Here is a 16564-nt window from a genome sequence, read left to right as displayed (position 1 = left end):
CCTTATCAAGGGATTGGCGCGCAGGCGAACTTATGCTCCGGAAAGTTCTCAGGAGTATCGGTATGAGTGTTTACGAGTGGGCGAGGCAAGAGCTGCGCAACAGTCTGGTATCGGCGCAGGAAGCCGGCTTTGAACCGGGTTTGAGCCTGCGCGCCTTGCTCAGCGCGGTGGTGCAGCAGAGCAAGACGGTACGCAATGCCGAGGATCTGGCCGATGAGCTGCAGTTTCTCGCCGAGAACCTCGATGACGGTGAGGACTACAGCTTCATGCGGCCCTGATCCTCGGTATCAGTGGCGGGGTTCGAAGTCTTCGCTGAACAGATCGTCCTCGGCATCCGGGCTCACCGGGATCTTGTGCTCCTCCGAGGCCCAGGCACCCAGGTCGATCAGTTTGCAGCGGTCCGAACAAAATGGCCGGAAGGTGCTGGATGGGCTCCATTCAACCGGGGCACCGCAGGTTGGACAAACAACGACAGGGGGTTGGCTCATGACTGGCCTCCACGCAAAGTAAGGTAAAAGTTGTGCAGGCGTTCGACTTCGCTGTGCAGCCAGGCGAGGTCGCGGTCGTTGACCACCACATCGTCGGCACGGCTGAGACGATCCTGACGGCTGGACTGGGCCTTGAGGATTGCCTGGACCTGTTGTTCGCTGGTCTGGTCGCGCTGCAGGGTGCGTTCGATCTGCAACTGCTCCGGGGCATCGATCACCAGCACGCGCTGGGTCATGGCCGATTGCCCGGACTCAATCAGCAAGGGTGAGACCAGAATCGCGTAAGGCGATTGGGCGCGGGCCAGGTGAGCAGCGATTTCCTGGGCAATCAGCGGGTGCAGCAGCTTCTCGAGCCAGCGGCGCTCATCCGGGATTTCGAAGATCAATTGACGCAGGGCGGCGCGATCCAGCTGGCCGTCGGCTTGCAGCACGCCAGCACCGAAGTGCTCGGCAATCTGCGCCAGCGCCGGGCGACCGGGTTCTACCACCCAGCGGGCGGCATGGTCGGCATCGACCGTGTGTATGCCCAGCTCGATGAAGTGCCGGGCCGCGGCGCTTTTGCCGCTGCCGATGCCACCGGTCAGGCCGAGAATCCAGGGTTTTTCCACAGGGGTATTCATTTCAAACCGACAGACTGCCAATAGAAGTTAGTTATTTGACCACCCCAGAGCAAGGCAATCCAGCCGGCAATGACCAGATAAGGACCGAAGGGGATCGGCGTCGAGGTCTCGACCTGTTTCAAGCGCAACCAGATCACCCCCGCGACCGCGCCCACCAGCGACGACAGCAGGATCGTCAGGGGCAGGATCTGCCAGCCACCCCAGGCGCCGAGCAGCGCCAGCAGCTTGAAGTCACCGTAGCCGATGCCTTCCTTGCCGGTGATCAGCTTGAACAGCCAATACACCGACCACAACGCCAGATAGCCCGCGACCGCGCCCCACAGGGCATCGTGCAGCGGCACGAACAGCCCGAACGCGTTGACGATCAACCCCAGCCACAACAAGGGCAACACCAGCACGTCCGGCAGCAACTGATGGTCGGCGTCGATCAGGCACAGCGCCAGCAACCCCCAGCTCAAGACCAGCACCATGACCGCCTGCCAGCCGAAGTCGAAGTGCCAGGCGATAAATCCCGACAGCACGCCACAGGCCAGTTCGGTCAAGGGATAACGGGCACTGATCGGGGCCTTGCAGCTTGAGCAGCGGCCGCGCAGGAGCAGATAGCTGAGCAGCGGAATGTTTTCCCAGGCGCGCAGTGGATGCTGGCAATGCGGGCAGTGCGAGTGCGGTAGCATCAGGTTGTAGGCGGGGCCCGGTGTTTCGCTGGGCAATTCCAGCACTTGCCGAGCCTGTTCCCGCCATTCGCGCTCGAGCATTTGCGGCAGGCGCCAGACCAGTACATTGAGAAAACTGCCGATCACCAGCCCGAGCAAGCAGGCGGTGGCGGTAAAGGCTACGGGGTAATCGGCGAATAAGTCACTCAAGGGCATGTTCAGATCGCTGAGCCAAGTTGGAAGATGGGCAGGTACATGGCAACCACCAGCCCGCCGACGATAACGCCGAGCACCACCATGATGAGGGGTTCCATCAGGCTGGTCAGATTATCGACCAGCGAGTCGACTTCCGCTTCATAGTAGCTCGCGACGTTGTCGAGCATCTCCTCCAATGCACCCGATTCCTCGCCAATGGCCGTCATCTGCACCGCCATGCCGGGAAACACGCCGCTGGTACGCATCGAGAAGTTCAACTGCATGCCGCTGGCGACATCCTGCCTGATGCGCAGTACCGCTCGTTTGAACACGCTGTTGCCGGTCGCGCCGGCCACGGCGTTCAGTGCCTCCACCAGCGGCACACCGGCGGCGAAGGTGGTCGACAGGGTACGGGCATAACGGGCCACCGAGGACTTGCGCATGAGCGTGCCGACCAGGGGCAGCCTCAGCCATTGGCCGTCCAGCCAGTCGCGAAAACCGGGTGAGCGTCGATGGGCATGGCGCAGCCCCAGTGCGCCGGCAATCAACCCTGTCAGCAGCAGCCACCACCAGCGCTGCAGGAGTTCGGACAGGCCGATCACCATCAGGGTGAACCCCGGAAGTTGCGCGCCGAAGCCGGCAAACACCGACTGGAATTGCGGTACCACGTTGATCAGCAGGATGGCACTGACGATCATTGCGACCAGGACCACGGCCAGCGGATAGGTCATGGCGTTCCTGATCCTGGCCTTGAGGCTCTCGCTCTTTTCCTTGTAGGTCGCGACCCGTTCCAACAGCGTGTCGAGGGCGCCGGCCTGTTCACCGGCGTCGACCAGGTTGCAATAGAGTTCGTCGAAACAGTCCGGCTGTTTGCGCAGTGCGTTGGCGAAGCTGCTGCCGGCCGCGACGTCCTTTTTAAGTTCGCCCACCAGGGTGCGCATACCCGGGTGGTCGAAACCTTCGCCAATGATGTCGAACGACTGCAACACAGGCACCCCGGCCTTGATCATGGTCGCCATCTGCCGGGTGAAGACGGCAATATCCTGCGCCTTGGGCCGCTGTGTGACGCTGAACAGCGAGATGGACTTCTTGCGTACCTTCCCCGGGACAATCCCCTGTTTACGCAACCGGGCCTTGATCAGGGCCGGGCTATGGCCGCTCAACTCGCCGGTGACGGCATGGCCTTTGCTGTCACGGCCTTCCCAGGTGTACACGCTGATCTTTGCTGCTTTGACCGCCATGGCTCAATCCTTGGTGACCGGGTTGATTGCTTCAAGGCGGGTGCCGCCTCCGGCTGTGCAGGCCTTGGGTTCGTAGATCCTGAAACGACGGATGCGTTCCCGTGGCGGTTATCCTTGAGAGGCCATAGATCCGCAAGCCTAGCCAAAGGACGGCAAGGCGTGGGCGCTCTTGAGGTGACAAATAGTGTCAGTTAGTGCGGTTTTTCAGAGCCGTTTAGCGGCAGCGGTCGACCGGACCCCATCAAACACAGGGCGTAGGGGTTGGCATGTGCTGTGCTTCGACCGGTCCAGATCATGAGATTTCAGCTCATGCAGGGGGGGCTAGATGTATGAAGCAACAAAACGGTTTTACCCTTATCGAATTGCTGATCGTGGTAGCGATCATTGGCATCCTGGCGACCGTCGCCTTGCCGATGTACTCCAAGTATCAGGCGCGTACCAAGGTCACTGCCGGACTGGCCGAGATTTCGGCATTGAAGGTGCCCTTTGAGGACGTGATCAACCAGGGCGATGACCCGACACTGGAGCGGCTCGGCGGACGGGCCAGCACCAGTAACTGCACCATCACCGCTTCAGGAACCGCATCCACTGGTGCCGGCAGTATCGGCTGCACGATTGTCAGTGCGCCGGGGGCGGTGCTGAGTAAAACCATCACCCTGTCGCGTACGCAGGACGGTGGCTGGACTTGCGTGACCACGGTGGCGTCGGACTATTCACCCAAAGGCTGTACCGCCAGCGATACCTGAGTGCCTGAGCGTTTTTCGGGATGCCTTGCTTGAAATGGCGAGGCATTTTTGTTGGGGCGATGGGAGGGCGGCGGAGCATGAGACTTCGAGTGGTTCATGACTTTTGGCCTGCGATAAACCCGGCAACTTGCATGTCGAGAATACCCGGATCATGCAAATTGCATGATCGCGGGGTATGGGATTTTTTATAACTCATTGATTTATAAGGCGGTAATTGTTGGTCGGGCGTTGGCACAACCTTCGCACTATCCTTGTTAACCCTGCTGGGAATGCACACAGCAGACTTTCTGGTTAACAGGAGTTACTCGTATGAAGAAGTTCGCTATCGCTGCTGCAACGGCTACCGCTCTGACCCTGACCATGGCCAACGCTGCTTTTGCGCAGACCACTCAAACCACCCAGTCACCCATGACGCTGGCGGCCGGAGAGATGGATAAAGCTGCCGAAGCTACTTCCGATACCTGGATCACGACCAAAGTCAAAAGCGATCTGATCACCGAGAAAGGCATTCCGGGCACCGACATCAAAGTCGAAACCAACAAGGGGGTCGTGTCATTGTCCTCGACTGTCGCACTCACCGCCGCCCAGAAAACCACCGCGGTGAACATCACCAAGAGCATCAAGGGCGTCATGGCCGTATCGGCTGATGGCCTGAAAACCCAGTAACAGGCAAGGCTTCTCGCCTGGACCGGGAGAAGACGCGACAAGCGGGCCGAGCCATACGCTTGTCGCAACTCTTAGCCCACAGGCTGTGCTCATGACAGGCCCCGGCATGCATGTCGGGGCCTGTTTTTTGAGGGAGGGGGGAATGAGCCGGTGCGCTTACTCGGCGTCCAGGTGCATCGGTGTGATGACCCGGCCATCGCTCTGGGCCTGACCCAGGTTGGCATCAATGAAGTACACCCGGTCATCGGCCAGTTGGCCTTTGTCCACCAGGTAGTCCTTGATGCTGCTGGCGCGGTCCTGGCCCAGTTGACGCAAGAGCACGTCGCTGGAAGCCCAGAAATTGATCACCCCTTCACGCATTTTCGCCGCACGTTCTTCCTTGCCCAGTTCCTTCCATTCGGCCGGTGGCTGGGTTTTCAGACGGATGCGGTAAATGCCTTCCAGCAGTGGTGTTTTTTCACTCTCGGGGACTTCCAGCAATGAAGCCTGGGCGGGCACTTTGTCGCCGCGACGCTGGAGTATCTTGTAGTAGGTGTACTGGTACTCGCGCTCCAGTCGTTGCTCGGCAATCAATGGGCCGTCGCTGCTTTGTGCGGCGGTGCCTTCGATTTCCAGGCGCAGGGCCGGGCGTTCCTTGAGTGCGCTGGCCAGTTTGACCAGTGCGCCTTCGGCGTCTTTGCTCAGCTCGCTGGAACCCGGTGCGAACGAAACGGTGCCCAGGTCCTCGGAACCGCCACCGGCAACCAGCCCGCCAATGAGTTTGAAAGGGGCGGCAGCAGCCTTCACGATCAGGTTGCGCAGGGTTTGCCAGACAATCGGCATCACGCTGAATTGTGGATTGTTCAGGTCGCCGGTGACCGGAAGCTCGATGGAGATCTTGCCATCGACATCCTTGAGCAGGGCGACGGCCAGTTTCAGCGGCAAGCTCACGGCGTCCGGGCTGTCGACTTTCTCACCCAGTTCCAGCTGTTCGACCACCACTTTGTTCTCTGCCTTGAGCTGGCCCTTGGTGATCAGGTAGTGCAGGTCGAGATTGAGCCGGCCCTTGCGGATCCGGTAGCCGGCGAACTTGCCGGAGTAGGGCGTCAGGGTGGTCAGCTCGACCCGTTTGAAACTGGTGGCGATATCCAGTGCCGCCATCGGGTCGAACGGGTTGACGCTACCCTTGATGGTCACCGGGGCGTAGCGGTCCACCTTGCCTTTGACGTCAACGCTGGCAGGTTTGGCCTTGCGGCTGTCGATGGTGCCGATCTGGCCGTTGAGTTGCTGGATGGCAGTGGCGAAGTTGGGCGTCAGGCTGAAGTCGGCGAAGTTGGCCGAGCCGTCGTTGATCGCAATGCCGCCGATGTGGATGCCCAGCGGCTTGTCCTTGCTCGCGACCGGTTTCGCCGCGCCGGTCTTGGCGCCGCTGTCGGCGGGTTGCGGGATCAGCAGGTCATCGATGTTGGTGGTGCGGTCTTCGTTGATCATGAAGCGCGCATAGGGTTGCTGCAGGTTGATCCGGTCGATCGACAGGCTGTCGCCATGCTGGTAGTTCAGCCCGTCGACCATGACTTTCTGCCATTTGAGAAAGTCGCGGGACTTCAAGGTGTCGAGGGTGTGCAACTGATCGACCTGGGCCTTGCCGGTGACGTTGAACGCCAGGGGCTCAGTGCTCTTCAGGTTAACGGCCAGGTCACTGCCGAGCATCCCGGAACGCAGTTCCAGGAGAATGAACGGGTTGATGTAGGACTGGGCGACCCGCAGGTCGATGTCCTGGGTCTTGACCTTGAGCTGGGCGCTGACGGGCGCCAGGTTGACCTCGCCTTCAGCCATCAGCTTGCCTTGCTTGCCCAGGCCGGTGTCGAGCTTGAGGGTAAATGGCGAACCATTGAGGCTATCGAAGTTTTTCAGGTCCAGGTTCAGCGGGCCCAGCTCCAGCGCGACCGCAGGTGTTGCCTGGCGATCGGCCAGATGCACCTGATAGTTGCGCAGCTCGACGTCCTTGAGCAGCACCTGCCAGGGTTTGCTCGGCGCGGTAGGTTCCGGTGTTGCTGCGGGTGCTGGTGCGTCGACGGAAACCGGAGCGCTGCTGGCCTGGGCTTTTACCGCAGGCTTGGCCGGTTGACTGGCAAAGAGTTTCTGCCAGTCGAGTTGGCCATCGGCTTCGCGGGCGGCCCAGGTTTCGAGTTTCTGGCTGCGGATCTTGCCAACGACCACTTGCTGTTTGGCCAGGTCGACGGTGGTTTCACTGACGTCCAGGCGCTCCAGGCGCACCAGCGGTCGACCATCCGGTGTCTTCATGGCGAAGGGCGCGACATTGACCGAGGCGTTGCTCAGCAGCAACTCGGTTTCCTTGGCCAGGTTGAGCGTGTAGTCGGTGCTCAGGCTTAGGACGCCATCTTCCAGGACCAGCGGCAGCGCATCACGGACATAGGGCCAGAAGGACTTCATCTTGCCGTCGGTGATTTTCAGGCTGCCTTGCGAGGCGATGGGCACCAGGCTGAAGTTACCGGTCCACTCCACCTTGCCCCCCGCCGGGCCGATGGCAACCAGGTTCATGTCGGCGTTGTCGTCGGGCAGGGTGCTGAGGTGCTTGAGTTCGAAATCAAGCTTGTCGTAGATGAACTCGATCGGCTCGCTGGGGCGCAGATCCTGGAAGTGCACATAGCCGCGGTTCAGGTCGATGCGGTCGACACGCAGCGGGAAAGGCTGGGCATCCGGGTCGGCGGGGGTCGGTTCACTGGCCGGCAACTTGAACAGCCGGGTGAGGTTCAGGCTGCCGTCCTTGCTGAACAGGAGTGCGGTCTTCGGCTTGTCCAGTTGCACGTCAGCCAAGTGCACGGCGCGGGTCCAGAGGCTGTCGAGCTGCAGGTCGGCATACAGGCGCTCAAACCCGACTTGCTCGTTGCCGGGTTCACCGATGTTCAGGCCCCACACGGTCAGCTCAAGGCTGAAGGGGTTGAGTTCGATCCGCTGGATGCTCGCGGGCACCGTTGCGTAGTGGGCCAGTTGCTGATTGGCGATCCGCAGGGCGATGCCCGGCAAAATCAGAAAACCCAGCAAGCTGTAGAGGGCCAGAGCAGTCAACAAGGCGCCGATGGCGCGAATCAATCCTTTGGGCATGTGTGGCTTCATCTGTCTGAATCGGAAGTGCCTTGGAGTATGGCATGCGACTCTGGTTCCAAAGCAATGACCTTGATCAGGAATGTTCAGATTTTGCCGGGGATTTCACAGCTGCAAAATCAAGGTCTTGAGCGGTGGTTGCTGGTCCATCGATGGAAAGTCGCTGCCCGGTGTCAGCACCTTCCAGTCGCGAACGGTGCGCCCGGCTTTTTCCGCGCAGCGCAGCACCTGCTCGCGCCAATCGTCCAGGCTGACTTTTGCCAGGTTGTTGCAGCAGATCAGCACACCGTCTTCGGCCGTGGCCAACAAGGCCGGCTTGAGCAGGCTCTGATAGTCGCGCAACAGGTCGACCGTGCCGAATGCGCTTTTGGCCCATGCCGGCGGGTCGAGCAGCACCAGGTCATATTGGCGTTGCTCCAGACGCGGGTAGCTGGGCAGTTTTTGCCCGCGCCGCTGGCTGATGGGCAGGCCAGCGAGCTGGCGGATGGCTGGAAAATAGTCGGACTGTACGAACTGCATGGTGGGCAGCTGCGGATTCAATAGGCCGTTCTCACGCCCGACCGCCAGATTACCCTCGGCGAAATCCAGGTTGCACACTTCACGCGCACCGCCTGCCGCGGCGCTCAGGCCAACGCCGCAGGTGTAGGCAAACAGGTTCAGTACGCTTTTGTCGGCACTGTGTTCCTTGACCCAGCCACGGGCGTTGCGCAGGTCGAGAAACAACAGAGGATCCTGTCCGGCATGGCGACCGCGAACCCGGTAGTTCAGACCCCATTCGTGGCCGATCTGGTCGGCAAGGGCGGCTTCGTCGGCACGGTAAACCGTGTCTTCACGGTCGATCCGCGAGTTGCCCCGGGAACGGTCGTTATAGACCAGCAGCAAGTCGAGGCCCAGGTGTTGATTGATGGCGTCGTGCAGTTGCAACAGCGTTTCGCGCTCCAGCGACTGGTGAAAACTTTGCACCAGCAGTTGCGGGCCATAGCGGTCGATGGTCAGGCCGCCGGCGCCTTCCTGGCTGCCATGGAACAGGCGGTAGCAGTCCGTGCCTTGCGCGTGCAGTTCGGCGAGCAAGTCTTGGCGATGATCGAGGGCGGCGCACAGCGCCTGATTCAAGGAAGACATGCGAAGCGCCTTGCTGGGGAATTTGGCGCGAGAGTTTAACAGGATTGTGCTCGATGGTTTCCCTGTGGCGAGGGAGCTTGCTCCCGCTGGAGTGCGAAGCACTCCAAAATCTATCAACCGAGCCTTTCAGGTAGAACCCAGTCGAAGGCTTTACGGCCGCTGCGCGCCCGAGCGGGAGCAAGCTCCCTCGCCACAGGTAAGCGCTCGGCGACGGGCTGCAGTCCCGGTTCAGCAGATTCAGCTCGGCAAACCCATACGCCGTTTGGCGCGCTGCACCGAGCCATTGCGCACGGCCCAGCGCAGCATCGGCGCGCTGCGGTTGACGCTGGCGCGTATCAGCTTGCGCTGGATGGGGCTCTGACTGACACCCAGCATGGCACTGGCCCAGTCGGGTAGCAGGTCGATCCCGGCCTGCATCATCAGCCCGCCAAAGGGCTTGGCCAGACGGCTGGGAGAGGGGGCATTCAGCAGCAGGCGCAACACTTCGCGGCTGCGCTCATCACACAGTAACTGCGGGCGGATTCGTTCAAGGTAGTCGGCGACTTCGCGGCGCGAGCGCGGTACATCGCGGGCGCCCAGACGCTCGGCGATCAAGGCGATTTCAGCGTAGTAGCGGTCCTGGTCAGCGGCTGAAAGCTGTGGGTTGCGATAACGCAAATGGGCGGCGAGGAAGTTGCTGACCTCGGCCACATGCACCCAGGTCAGCAGGTCGGGATCGCTGGCGGCGTAGGGTCGGCCATCGGGCGCGGTGCCGGTCACTTGCAGGTGAATGGTACGGACTTTCTCGATCAGCCAGTCGGCGTCCTGTCGCGAACCGAAGGTGGTGCCGGAGATGAATTGCCCGGTGCGGCGCAGGCGCCCGAGCATGTCCTCGCGAAAGTTCGAGTGATCCCAGACGCCGGCCAGGGCCAGTGGGTGCAGGGCCTGCAGCATCAAGGCACTGATCCCGCCGATGAGCATGCTGCTGAAGTCGCCGTGTACCTGCCAGCTGACCGAGTCGGGACCGAAGAGGCCGGGGTCGCCCTTGGGGTTCTCCAGGTCGAGTTTGCCCAGGGAAAGACCGCTCAGGCTCATGATCTGGGTTTCGATGCGGGTGCGAATGAATTCCATGGCGACTCAGTGATAGAAAGAAGGCGCGACCATTTCTGGCCGCGCGTGGATTACGGGTTCAGGCGCTTGTCGATCAATCCCTCGACCACACTTGGATCGGCCAGGGTCGAGGTGTCGCCGAGGCTGTCGAGTTCATTGCAGGCGATCTTGCGCAGGATACGTCGCATGATCTTGCCCGAGCGGGTTTTCGGCAAGGCTGGCGCCCACTGAATCAGGTCCGGTTTGGCGAAACTGCCGATTTCCTTGCTGACGTAGGCCAGCAGTTCTCCTTTCAGGGCCTCGTCCGGTTCGGTGCCGTTCATGGGGGTGACGAAGGCATAGATGCCCTGGCCTTTGACATCGTGGGGGTAACCGACCACCGCGGCTTCGGCGATGCTGTCGTGCAGCACCAGCGCGCTTTCGACCTCGGCCGTGCCGATGCGGTGGCCGGAGACATTGATCACGTCATCGATGCGTCCGGTGATCCAGTAATCGCCATCTTCGTCGCGGCGGGCACCGTCGCCGGTGAAATAGTAGCCGGGGTAAGGTTTGAAGTAGGTATCGACCATCCGTTGCGGGTCACCATAGACGCTGCGTATCTGAGCCGGCCAGCTGGATTTCAACGCCAGCACGCCGCTGCCGGGGCCGCTGATTTCCTTGCCTTGCTCGTCGAGCAGCACCGGTTGTACGCCGAACATCGGCCGGGTTGCGCAGCCGGGTTTGATCCGCTGTGTGCTGACCAAGGGGCTGAGCATGATGCCGCCGGTTTCGGTCTGCCACCAGGTATCGACGATCGGACAACGCTGCTCGCCCACCGCATTGAAGTACCACTCCCAGGCTTCAGGGTTGATCGGCTCACCGACGGTGCCGAGCAGTCTGAGACTGGCGCGGGAAGTTCCTTTCAACGGCTCGGGGCCTTCACGCATCAATGCGCGCAGGGCGGTCGGGGCGGTGTAGAAGATGTTCACTTTGTGCTTGTCGATGACTTGCCAGAAGCGTGAGGTACTCGGATAGCTCGGCACGCCTTCGAAGATCAACGTGGTGGCACCGTTGGCCAGCGGGCCGTAGACGATGTAGCTGTGCCCCGTGACCCAGCCAACGTCGGCGGTGCACCAGAACACTTCACCGTCGCGGTAGTCGAGTACGTACTTGAAGGTCATCGCCGCTTGTAGCAGGTAACCACCGGTGGTGTGCAGCACCCCCTTGGGTTTGCCGGTGCTGCCGGAGGTGTAGAGGATGAACAGCGGGTCTTCGGCGTCCATCGGCTCGGGCGGGCAATGATCGCTGACATCGCGCAGCGCCTGGTGATACCAGAGGTCGCGCCCCTCGACCCAGTTGACCTCACGCTGGGTGCGTTCAACCACGATGACGGTGCTGACCGCCGGGCAATTGAGCAGGGCGTTGTCGACGTTCTGTTTGAGCGGTACATATTTACCGCCACGCACCCCTTCGTCAGCGGTAATCACAGTGCGGCAGTCGGCATCGAGGATCCGGTCGCGCAGGGAGTCGGGAGAGAACCCGCCAAAGACCACCGAATGCACCGCGCCGATGCGCGCGCAGGCGAGCATGGCGTAGGCGGCCTCCGGGATCATCGGCATGTAGATGCACACCCGGTCGCCTTTTTTCACGCCACGGCTTTTCAGCACGTTGGCCAGGCGGCAAACGGAGTGATGCAGTTTCTGGTAGGTGATATGCACCGATTCGGCCGGATCGTCACCTTCCCAGATGATCGCGGTCTGTTCGCTGCGTTTGGCCAGGTGACGGTCAATGCAGTTGTAGCTGACGTTAAGCTGGCCGCCGGCGAACCACTGGGTCTTGCCGGTCCTGATGTCTGATTGCTGAACGGTTTGCCAGGGTGTGGACCAGTCGAGGAAGCGCCTGGCCTGTTCGGCCCAGAAGGTGTCGGGTTGCTCGATGGATTGGCGGTACAGGCGCTGATAGTCGTCCTGACTCAGCTGTGCAGCCCGGCGGACGGCATCGGCGATGGGGAAGGTGCTGATATCGAACATGACGGCTCCTTATTCTTGTTTTGCGACAAGCAATAAAGATGCGCCGAGTGACTATCGGGTTCAAGTTGTACATGGATCCAGTGTGGGAGCAACTGTCTTGATCGCATGGTTTGCTCTGGCAACGCAGAGGAGCGCCGAACACCTACCCCGTGGCGAGCGAGCTTGCTCGCGCTGGGCTGTGCAGCAGCCCAAAAAACGGTCAGCGAAGTTTGTCTGAAGGTCTGCAATAGCCTTGTTGGGGGCGCTTTGCACCCCAGCGCGAGCAAGCTCGCTCGCCACGGGGCAGCGTTCATGTTTGATTGCGCGGCATGCGATGTGGGAGCGAGCGGACGGAACGCCGCCCGGCTCTCTCCCACAGGGTTCGGCGCTGGATCAGCCGCGGTGACGACCACGGAAGTAGTTGATCAGGCCCTGGGTGGACGCATCATCGGCAGGCGCTTCGTCGCTGCCCACCAGACGGTTGTAGACGCCTTTACCCAGCTCCTTGCCCAATTCCACGCCCCACTGGTCAAAGGCGTTGATGCCCCAGACCACGCTTTGCACAAACACCTTGTGTTCATACAGGGCCACCAGCGCACCCAGGCGACGCGGGCTGATGCGCTCGACCACCAGGGTGTTGCTCGGACGGTTGCCCGGGATCACCTTGTGCGCGGCCAGCTTCTGCACGTCGGCGTCGCTCATGCCCTTGTCACGCAGTTCTGCTTCGGCCTCGCTGCGGGTTTTGCCCAGCATCAGGGCCTGGCTTTGCGACAGGCAGTTGGCATACAGCCACTGGTGGTGGTCGGACACCGGGTTGAAGCTGACGATGGGCACAATGAAGTCAGCCGGGATCAGTTGGGTGCCCTGGTGCAGCAACTGGTGATAGGCGTGCTGACCGTTGCAGCCCACGCCACCCCAGATCACCGGACCTGTATCGGTGGAGACCGGTGTACCGTCCTGGCGCACGCTCTTGCCGTTGGATTCCATGTCCAGTTGCTGCAAGTGCTTGGTGATGTTGCGCAGGTAGTGGTCGTACGGCAGGATCGCGTGGCTTTGCGCGCCCCAGAAATTGCCGTACCACACACCCAGCAAGGCCATCAGCACTGGCATGTTCTGTTCGAACGGAGCCGTCTGGAAGTGCTGGTCCATGGTGTAGGCGCCGGACAGCAGTTCCTTGAAGTTGGACATGCCGATGGCCAGGGCAATCGGCAGGCCGATGGCCGACCACAGCGAGTAACGCCCGCCGACCCAGTCCCACATCGGGAAGATGTTCTCTTCGCGGATACCGAAGGCCACGGCGGCGGCGTTGTTGCTCGATACGGCGATGAAGTGGCGATACAGCTCGGCTTCCGAGCCGCCCTGAGCCAGGTACCAGGCACGTGCGGCCTGGGCGTTTTTCAGGGTTTCGAGGGTATTGAAAGACTTCGAGGAAACAATGAACAGCGTGGTCTCGGCCCGCAGCTTCATGGTCAGCTCGTGGAACTCACTGCCGTCGATGTTCGCCAGGTAGTGGCAGCGCACGCCTTTCTGGGCGTAGGACAGCAGCGCTTCGGAGACCAGTTCGGGGCCGAGGAACGAGCCACCGATGCCGATGTTCACCACGTCGGTGATCGGCTTCTCGGTGTAGCCACGCCACAGGCCGTCATGAATGCGGCCGACCAGGTCGGTGATCTGGTTCAGCACCTTGTGCACGTCCGGCATCACGTTGACGCCATTGACCGACAACTTGTCGCCCACTGGGCGGCGCAGGGCGGTGTGCAGGGCCGGACGGCCTTCGGAGGCGTTGACGATCTCGCCGCTGAACAATGCCTTGATCGCGTCCTGCAGGCCGACTTCGTTCGCCAGGCCCACCAGCAGGTTGCGCGTTTCGGCGGTGATCAGGTTTTTCGAATAATCCAGAAACAATCCACAGCTGCTGAGGGTGAATTGCGTGAAGCGCTGCGGATCGGCATTGAACGCTTCGCGCATGCTGAAATCCTGCATGGCCTGGCGGTGATCATTCAGCGCCTGCCAGGCTGGCAGAGCGGTAACGTCTTGAGGAGTGCGGTAATACGCCATCGCTGCGGGTTTCCTTTTACTTGAACTGCCTTTAGGACACTGAAAAACCCGGAATGTGCTGTCCGAAGGCAGGCATTGTCCGGTCAAACTGCGAATAAACGATTAAATAGTGCAGGGCGCTAACAGTAAACCTTGGCGCAAGATCTGTCTTGGCGTTGTCCGACCCGCGACCGGTACCATTTTGTACCGGCGTATCGGAGTGTCGGACGGATTTTCTGTGTGCAGAGTACGGGGGAGGGCTCAGGCGACCTGGACCGGGATGGCGTTGCTGGTGTGGCTCAGTTCATTGCCTGGCGCCATGTAGAGCATGCGTGGCTTGAAATCCAGCAGCTCGGCTTCGCTGTAATGCGCGTAGGCGCAGATGATCACCCGGTCGCCGACCTTGGCCTTGTGCGCCGCGGCACCGTTGACCGAGATCATGCGCGAGCCTTCTTCGCCACGAATGGCGTAGGTGGTGAAGCGCTCGCCGTTGTCGACGTTGTAGATCTGGATCTGTTCGTATTCACGGATCCCGGACAAGTCCAGCCACTCGCCGTCGATGGCGCAAGAGCCTTCGTAGTCGAGCACAGCGTGGGTAACTTCGGCGCGATGGAGCTTGGCCTTGAGCATGATGGCGTGCATGAGTGATTCCTTGGGCTGATCCGAACGGCGGGCAGTTTGCCCGAAGCCTTTGCGGCCGGCAATACAGCGGGTGCGTTGTGCCAGGAGGGCGCGCGGCCCCCTTGGCACGGGTACATCCCACCGTCGTCTTGCCGTGTTCAGGCAGGTAAGTCGAGGTTCAAGTGCAGGTTGTCGATCAGTCGGGTGGTGCCCAGGAAGGCGGCCACCAGAATGACCAGGTCGCGATCCTGCGCCGTGGCCGGACGCAGGGTCAGCCCATGGCGGATTTCCAGGTAGTCAGGGCGCAAGCCGGCGGCCTGCAACTGCTCGACTTTCCCGGCCAGCAGTGCCGGGTAATCCCGTTCACCCTGTTTGATGGCCTCGGCGATGTCACTCAGCGTGCGATACACCACGGGCGCGATGGCACGTTGCTCTTGGCTGAGGAAGCCATTGCGCGAAGACAGCGCCAAGCCATCGGCGGCCCGTACAGTCGGTTCGCCAATGATCTGGATCGGCATGTTCAGGTCATGAACCAGGGCACGAATCACCGCCAACTGCTGGTAGTCTTTCTGACCGAAGACCGCCAGGTCCGGCTGGACCATGTTGAACAGTTTGCTGACCACGGTCGCCACGCCTTCGAAATGCCCGGGCCGGCTGGCACCGCACAGGCCTTCAGCCAGCTGTGGAACGCTGACGCGGGTCTGGCCGGCCATGCCGTCCGGGTACATTTCTTCGACGCTTGGCGCGAACAGCAGGTGGCAGCCAGCCTGGAGCAATTGCTCCTGGTCGGCGGCCAGGGTCCGCGGGTACTTGTCGAGGTCTTCGCCAGCGCCGAACTGCAGCGGGTTGACGAAAATGCTCGCCACCACGAAATCCACCCGCTGGGCGGCCTTGGTCACCAGCGCAACGTGACCGCTGTGCAGGTTGCCCATGGTCGGCACGAAGCCGATACGTTTGCCTTCGCTGCGGGCGCGGGCTACGGCGGCACGCAGTTCGCGTACGGTCTTGACGGTGTTCATGCCGAGAATCCGTGTTCAGCGCCCGGGAAGGTCGCGGCTTTGACTTCGCTGACGTAGGCGCTCAGGGCCGCCTGGATGCTGTCCTGGCCTGCCATGAAGTTTTTCACGAACTTGGGCGCGCGACCGGTGAGCGACAAGCCCAGCATGTCGTGCAGGACCAGGACCTGGCCGTCGGTGGCGTTGCCGGCACCGATGCCGATCACGGGGATCTTCACGGCCTGGGTGATTTCCGCGGCCAGTTCGCTCGGTACGCATTCGAGCAGCAGCATCGCCGCGCCGGCCTGTTCCAGCGCGATGGCGTCGGCACGCATCTGCCGTGCCTGGTTTTCATTGCGGCCCTGGACTTTATAGCCCCCCAGAATGTTCACCGACTGTGGGGTCAGCCCCATGTGGGCACAGACTGGAATGCCGCGTTCGGCCAGCAGGCGAATCGAGTCGGCCAGCCACAGCGCGCCTTCGACTTTGACCATGTGCGCGCCGGCCTGCATCAACAGGGCGCTGTTGACCATGGCTTGCTCATTGGTGGCATAGGCCATGAACGGCAGGTCCGCAAGGATCAAGGCATCGGTGTTACCGCGCTTGACTGCTGCGACGTGGTACGCCATTTCGGCGGTGGTCACAGGCAGGGTGCTGTCATGTCCCTGCAATACCATGCCGAGGGAGTCGCCCACCAGTAACACTTCAACGCCGGCTTCATTGCAGGCGTGAGCGAAGGTAGCGTCATAGCAGGTCAGCATGCTGATCTTTTCACCTTTCTGCTTGAGGCTCTGCAGGGTGGTGAGGGTAATAGCTGGCATGTAAAGGATCCTCATTCAGGCGCTTGGAAAACTACTGCGAGTAACGCGCGTGATTCTTCATTTACTCAGGCGCACGGTCTTTTGTCGTGCTTGAAAAGCCTGGATGGCGCCCTTTAGTGCCGTGTTGGCGGCAGCGGGACGCCTATAGTCGTGAGGAGAACTCGGGAAGTCAATTGG

General features: G+C 61.3%; 15 protein-coding genes. 3 read left to right on the top strand and 12 right to left on the bottom strand.

Going from position 1 to position 16564, the window contains the following annotated elements:
• Positions 1–62: 62 nt before the first annotated feature.
• On the top strand, positions 63–278 hold the full coding sequence (locus AC3WQN_RS08225; protein WP_103401017.1) for a hypothetical protein: 216 nt from the start codon (positions 63–65) through the stop codon (positions 276–278).
• A 9-nt stretch (positions 279–287) separates the two neighbouring features.
• Here the strand turns inward: AC3WQN_RS08225 and yacG are convergent, their stop codons facing one another.
• The 4 genes from yacG to AC3WQN_RS08205 are packed head-to-tail and all read right to left on the bottom strand — an operon-like array spanning position 288 to position 3197.
• The gene (gene yacG, locus AC3WQN_RS08220; RefSeq protein ID WP_095080809.1) at positions 288–488 is read right to left on the bottom strand and encodes a DNA gyrase inhibitor YacG; all 201 of its coding nucleotides are present in this window, start codon (positions 486–488) and stop codon (positions 288–290) included.
• The gene (gene coaE, locus AC3WQN_RS08215) at positions 485–1108 is read right to left on the bottom strand and encodes a dephospho-CoA kinase (RefSeq protein ID WP_103401016.1); all 624 of its coding nucleotides are present in this window, start codon (positions 1106–1108) and stop codon (positions 485–487) included. The genes yacG and coaE overlap by 4 nt, the downstream gene beginning before the upstream one ends.
• Positions 1105–1977: a prepilin peptidase gene (locus AC3WQN_RS08210; protein WP_103401015.1), complete on the bottom strand. Its 873-nt coding sequence runs from the start codon at positions 1975–1977 to the stop codon at positions 1105–1107. Before AC3WQN_RS08210 ends, coaE begins: the two co-directional genes overlap by 4 nt.
• 2 nt (positions 1978–1979) lie before the next feature.
• Complete coding sequence (locus AC3WQN_RS08205; RefSeq protein ID WP_103401014.1) at positions 1980–3197, bottom strand: type II secretion system F family protein; 1218 nt, start codon at positions 3195–3197, stop codon at positions 1980–1982.
• A gap of 329 nt (positions 3198–3526) precedes the next feature.
• Between AC3WQN_RS08205 and AC3WQN_RS08200 the strand changes: the two genes are divergently transcribed.
• Both AC3WQN_RS08200 and AC3WQN_RS08195 read left to right on the top strand, forming a co-directional pair.
• Positions 3527–3943 carry a pilin gene (locus tag AC3WQN_RS08200; RefSeq protein WP_103401013.1) on the top strand — a complete coding sequence of 139 codons (417 nt, stop codon included), beginning with the start codon at positions 3527–3529 and terminating at the stop codon, positions 3941–3943.
• 309 nt (positions 3944–4252) lie between these two features.
• A complete protein-coding gene (locus AC3WQN_RS08195; protein ID WP_095080816.1) occupies positions 4253–4609 on the top strand; it encodes a BON domain-containing protein in 357 nt (118 codons plus the stop codon).
• Between the two features lie 156 nt (positions 4610–4765).
• Here AC3WQN_RS08195 and AC3WQN_RS08190 read toward each other — a convergent pair whose 3' ends face one another.
• From AC3WQN_RS08190 to panB, 8 genes are all read right to left on the bottom strand, one after another.
• Positions 4766–7726, bottom strand: coding sequence for a DUF748 domain-containing protein (locus AC3WQN_RS08190; RefSeq protein WP_103401012.1), 2961 nt, complete (start codon positions 7724–7726; stop codon positions 4766–4768).
• Positions 7727–7819: 93 nt separating this feature from the next.
• Positions 7820–8836, bottom strand: coding sequence for a class I SAM-dependent rRNA methyltransferase (locus tag AC3WQN_RS08185; RefSeq protein WP_103401011.1), 1017 nt, complete (start codon positions 8834–8836; stop codon positions 7820–7822).
• 237 nt (positions 8837–9073) lie between these two features.
• Positions 9074–9946, bottom strand: coding sequence for an oxygenase MpaB family protein (locus AC3WQN_RS08180; RefSeq protein ID WP_103401010.1), 873 nt, complete (start codon positions 9944–9946; stop codon positions 9074–9076).
• Positions 9947–9996: 50 nt separating this feature from the next.
• Entirely contained in the window at positions 9997–11934 is a 1938-nt protein-coding gene (acs, locus tag AC3WQN_RS08175) for an acetate--CoA ligase (protein ID WP_103401009.1), read from the bottom strand.
• 372 nt (positions 11935–12306) lie between these two features.
• A complete protein-coding gene (gene pgi / locus AC3WQN_RS08170; RefSeq protein ID WP_095080831.1) occupies positions 12307–13971 on the bottom strand; it encodes a glucose-6-phosphate isomerase in 1665 nt (554 codons plus the stop codon).
• A 240-nt stretch (positions 13972–14211) separates the two neighbouring features.
• A complete protein-coding gene (gene panD / locus AC3WQN_RS08165) occupies positions 14212–14592 on the bottom strand; it encodes an aspartate 1-decarboxylase (protein WP_095145510.1) in 381 nt (126 codons plus the stop codon).
• Between the two features lie 137 nt (positions 14593–14729).
• Positions 14730–15590 carry a pantoate--beta-alanine ligase gene (gene panC, locus AC3WQN_RS08160; protein ID WP_103401008.1) on the bottom strand — a complete coding sequence of 287 codons (861 nt, stop codon included), beginning with the start codon at positions 15588–15590 and terminating at the stop codon, positions 14730–14732.
• Complete coding sequence (gene panB / locus AC3WQN_RS08155) at positions 15587–16387, bottom strand: 3-methyl-2-oxobutanoate hydroxymethyltransferase (RefSeq protein ID WP_095080837.1); 801 nt, start codon at positions 16385–16387, stop codon at positions 15587–15589. Before panB ends, panC begins: the two co-directional genes overlap by 4 nt.
• Between the last annotated feature and the right edge of the window lie 177 nt (positions 16388–16564).

It is taken from the genome of Pseudomonas sp. FW300-N1A1 (genome assembly GCF_058789115.1).
This window is presented reverse-complemented; position numbering and strand designations above follow the sequence as displayed.

Bases quoted from the DNA above. Each gene is read 5' to 3' on its own strand.
- AC3WQN_RS08225 (WP_103401017.1), top strand. From the start codon at position 63: ATGAGTGTTTACGAGTGGGCGAGGCAAGAGCTGCGCAACAGTCTGGTA.
- yacG (WP_095080809.1), bottom strand. From the start codon at position 488: ATGAGCCAACCCCCTGTCGTTGTTTGTCCAACCTGCGGTGCCCCGGTT.
- coaE (WP_103401016.1), bottom strand. From the start codon at position 1,108: ATGAATACCCCTGTGGAAAAACCCTGGATTCTCGGCCTGACCGGTGGC.
- AC3WQN_RS08210 (WP_103401015.1), bottom strand. From the start codon at position 1,977: ATGCCCTTGAGTGACTTATTCGCCGATTACCCCGTAGCCTTTACCGCC.
- AC3WQN_RS08205 (WP_103401014.1), bottom strand. From the start codon at position 3,197: ATGGCGGTCAAAGCAGCAAAGATCAGCGTGTACACCTGGGAAGGCCGT.
- AC3WQN_RS08200 (WP_103401013.1), top strand. From the start codon at position 3,527: ATGAAGCAACAAAACGGTTTTACCCTTATCGAATTGCTGATCGTGGTA.
- AC3WQN_RS08195 (WP_095080816.1), top strand. From the start codon at position 4,253: ATGAAGAAGTTCGCTATCGCTGCTGCAACGGCTACCGCTCTGACCCTG.
- AC3WQN_RS08190 (WP_103401012.1), bottom strand. From the start codon at position 7,726: ATGAAGCCACACATGCCCAAAGGATTGATTCGCGCCATCGGCGCCTTG.
- AC3WQN_RS08185 (WP_103401011.1), bottom strand. From the start codon at position 8,836: ATGTCTTCCTTGAATCAGGCGCTGTGCGCCGCCCTCGATCATCGCCAA.
- AC3WQN_RS08180 (WP_103401010.1), bottom strand. From the start codon at position 9,946: ATGGAATTCATTCGCACCCGCATCGAAACCCAGATCATGAGCCTGAGC.
- acs (WP_103401009.1), bottom strand. From the start codon at position 11,934: ATGTTCGATATCAGCACCTTCCCCATCGCCGATGCCGTCCGCCGGGCT.
- pgi (WP_095080831.1), bottom strand. From the start codon at position 13,971: ATGGCGTATTACCGCACTCCTCAAGACGTTACCGCTCTGCCAGCCTGG.
- panD (WP_095145510.1), bottom strand. From the start codon at position 14,592: ATGCACGCCATCATGCTCAAGGCCAAGCTCCATCGCGCCGAAGTTACC.
- panC (WP_103401008.1), bottom strand. From the start codon at position 15,590: ATGAACACCGTCAAGACCGTACGCGAACTGCGTGCCGCCGTAGCCCGC.
- panB (WP_095080837.1), bottom strand. From the start codon at position 16,387: ATGCCAGCTATTACCCTCACCACCCTGCAGAGCCTCAAGCAGAAAGGT.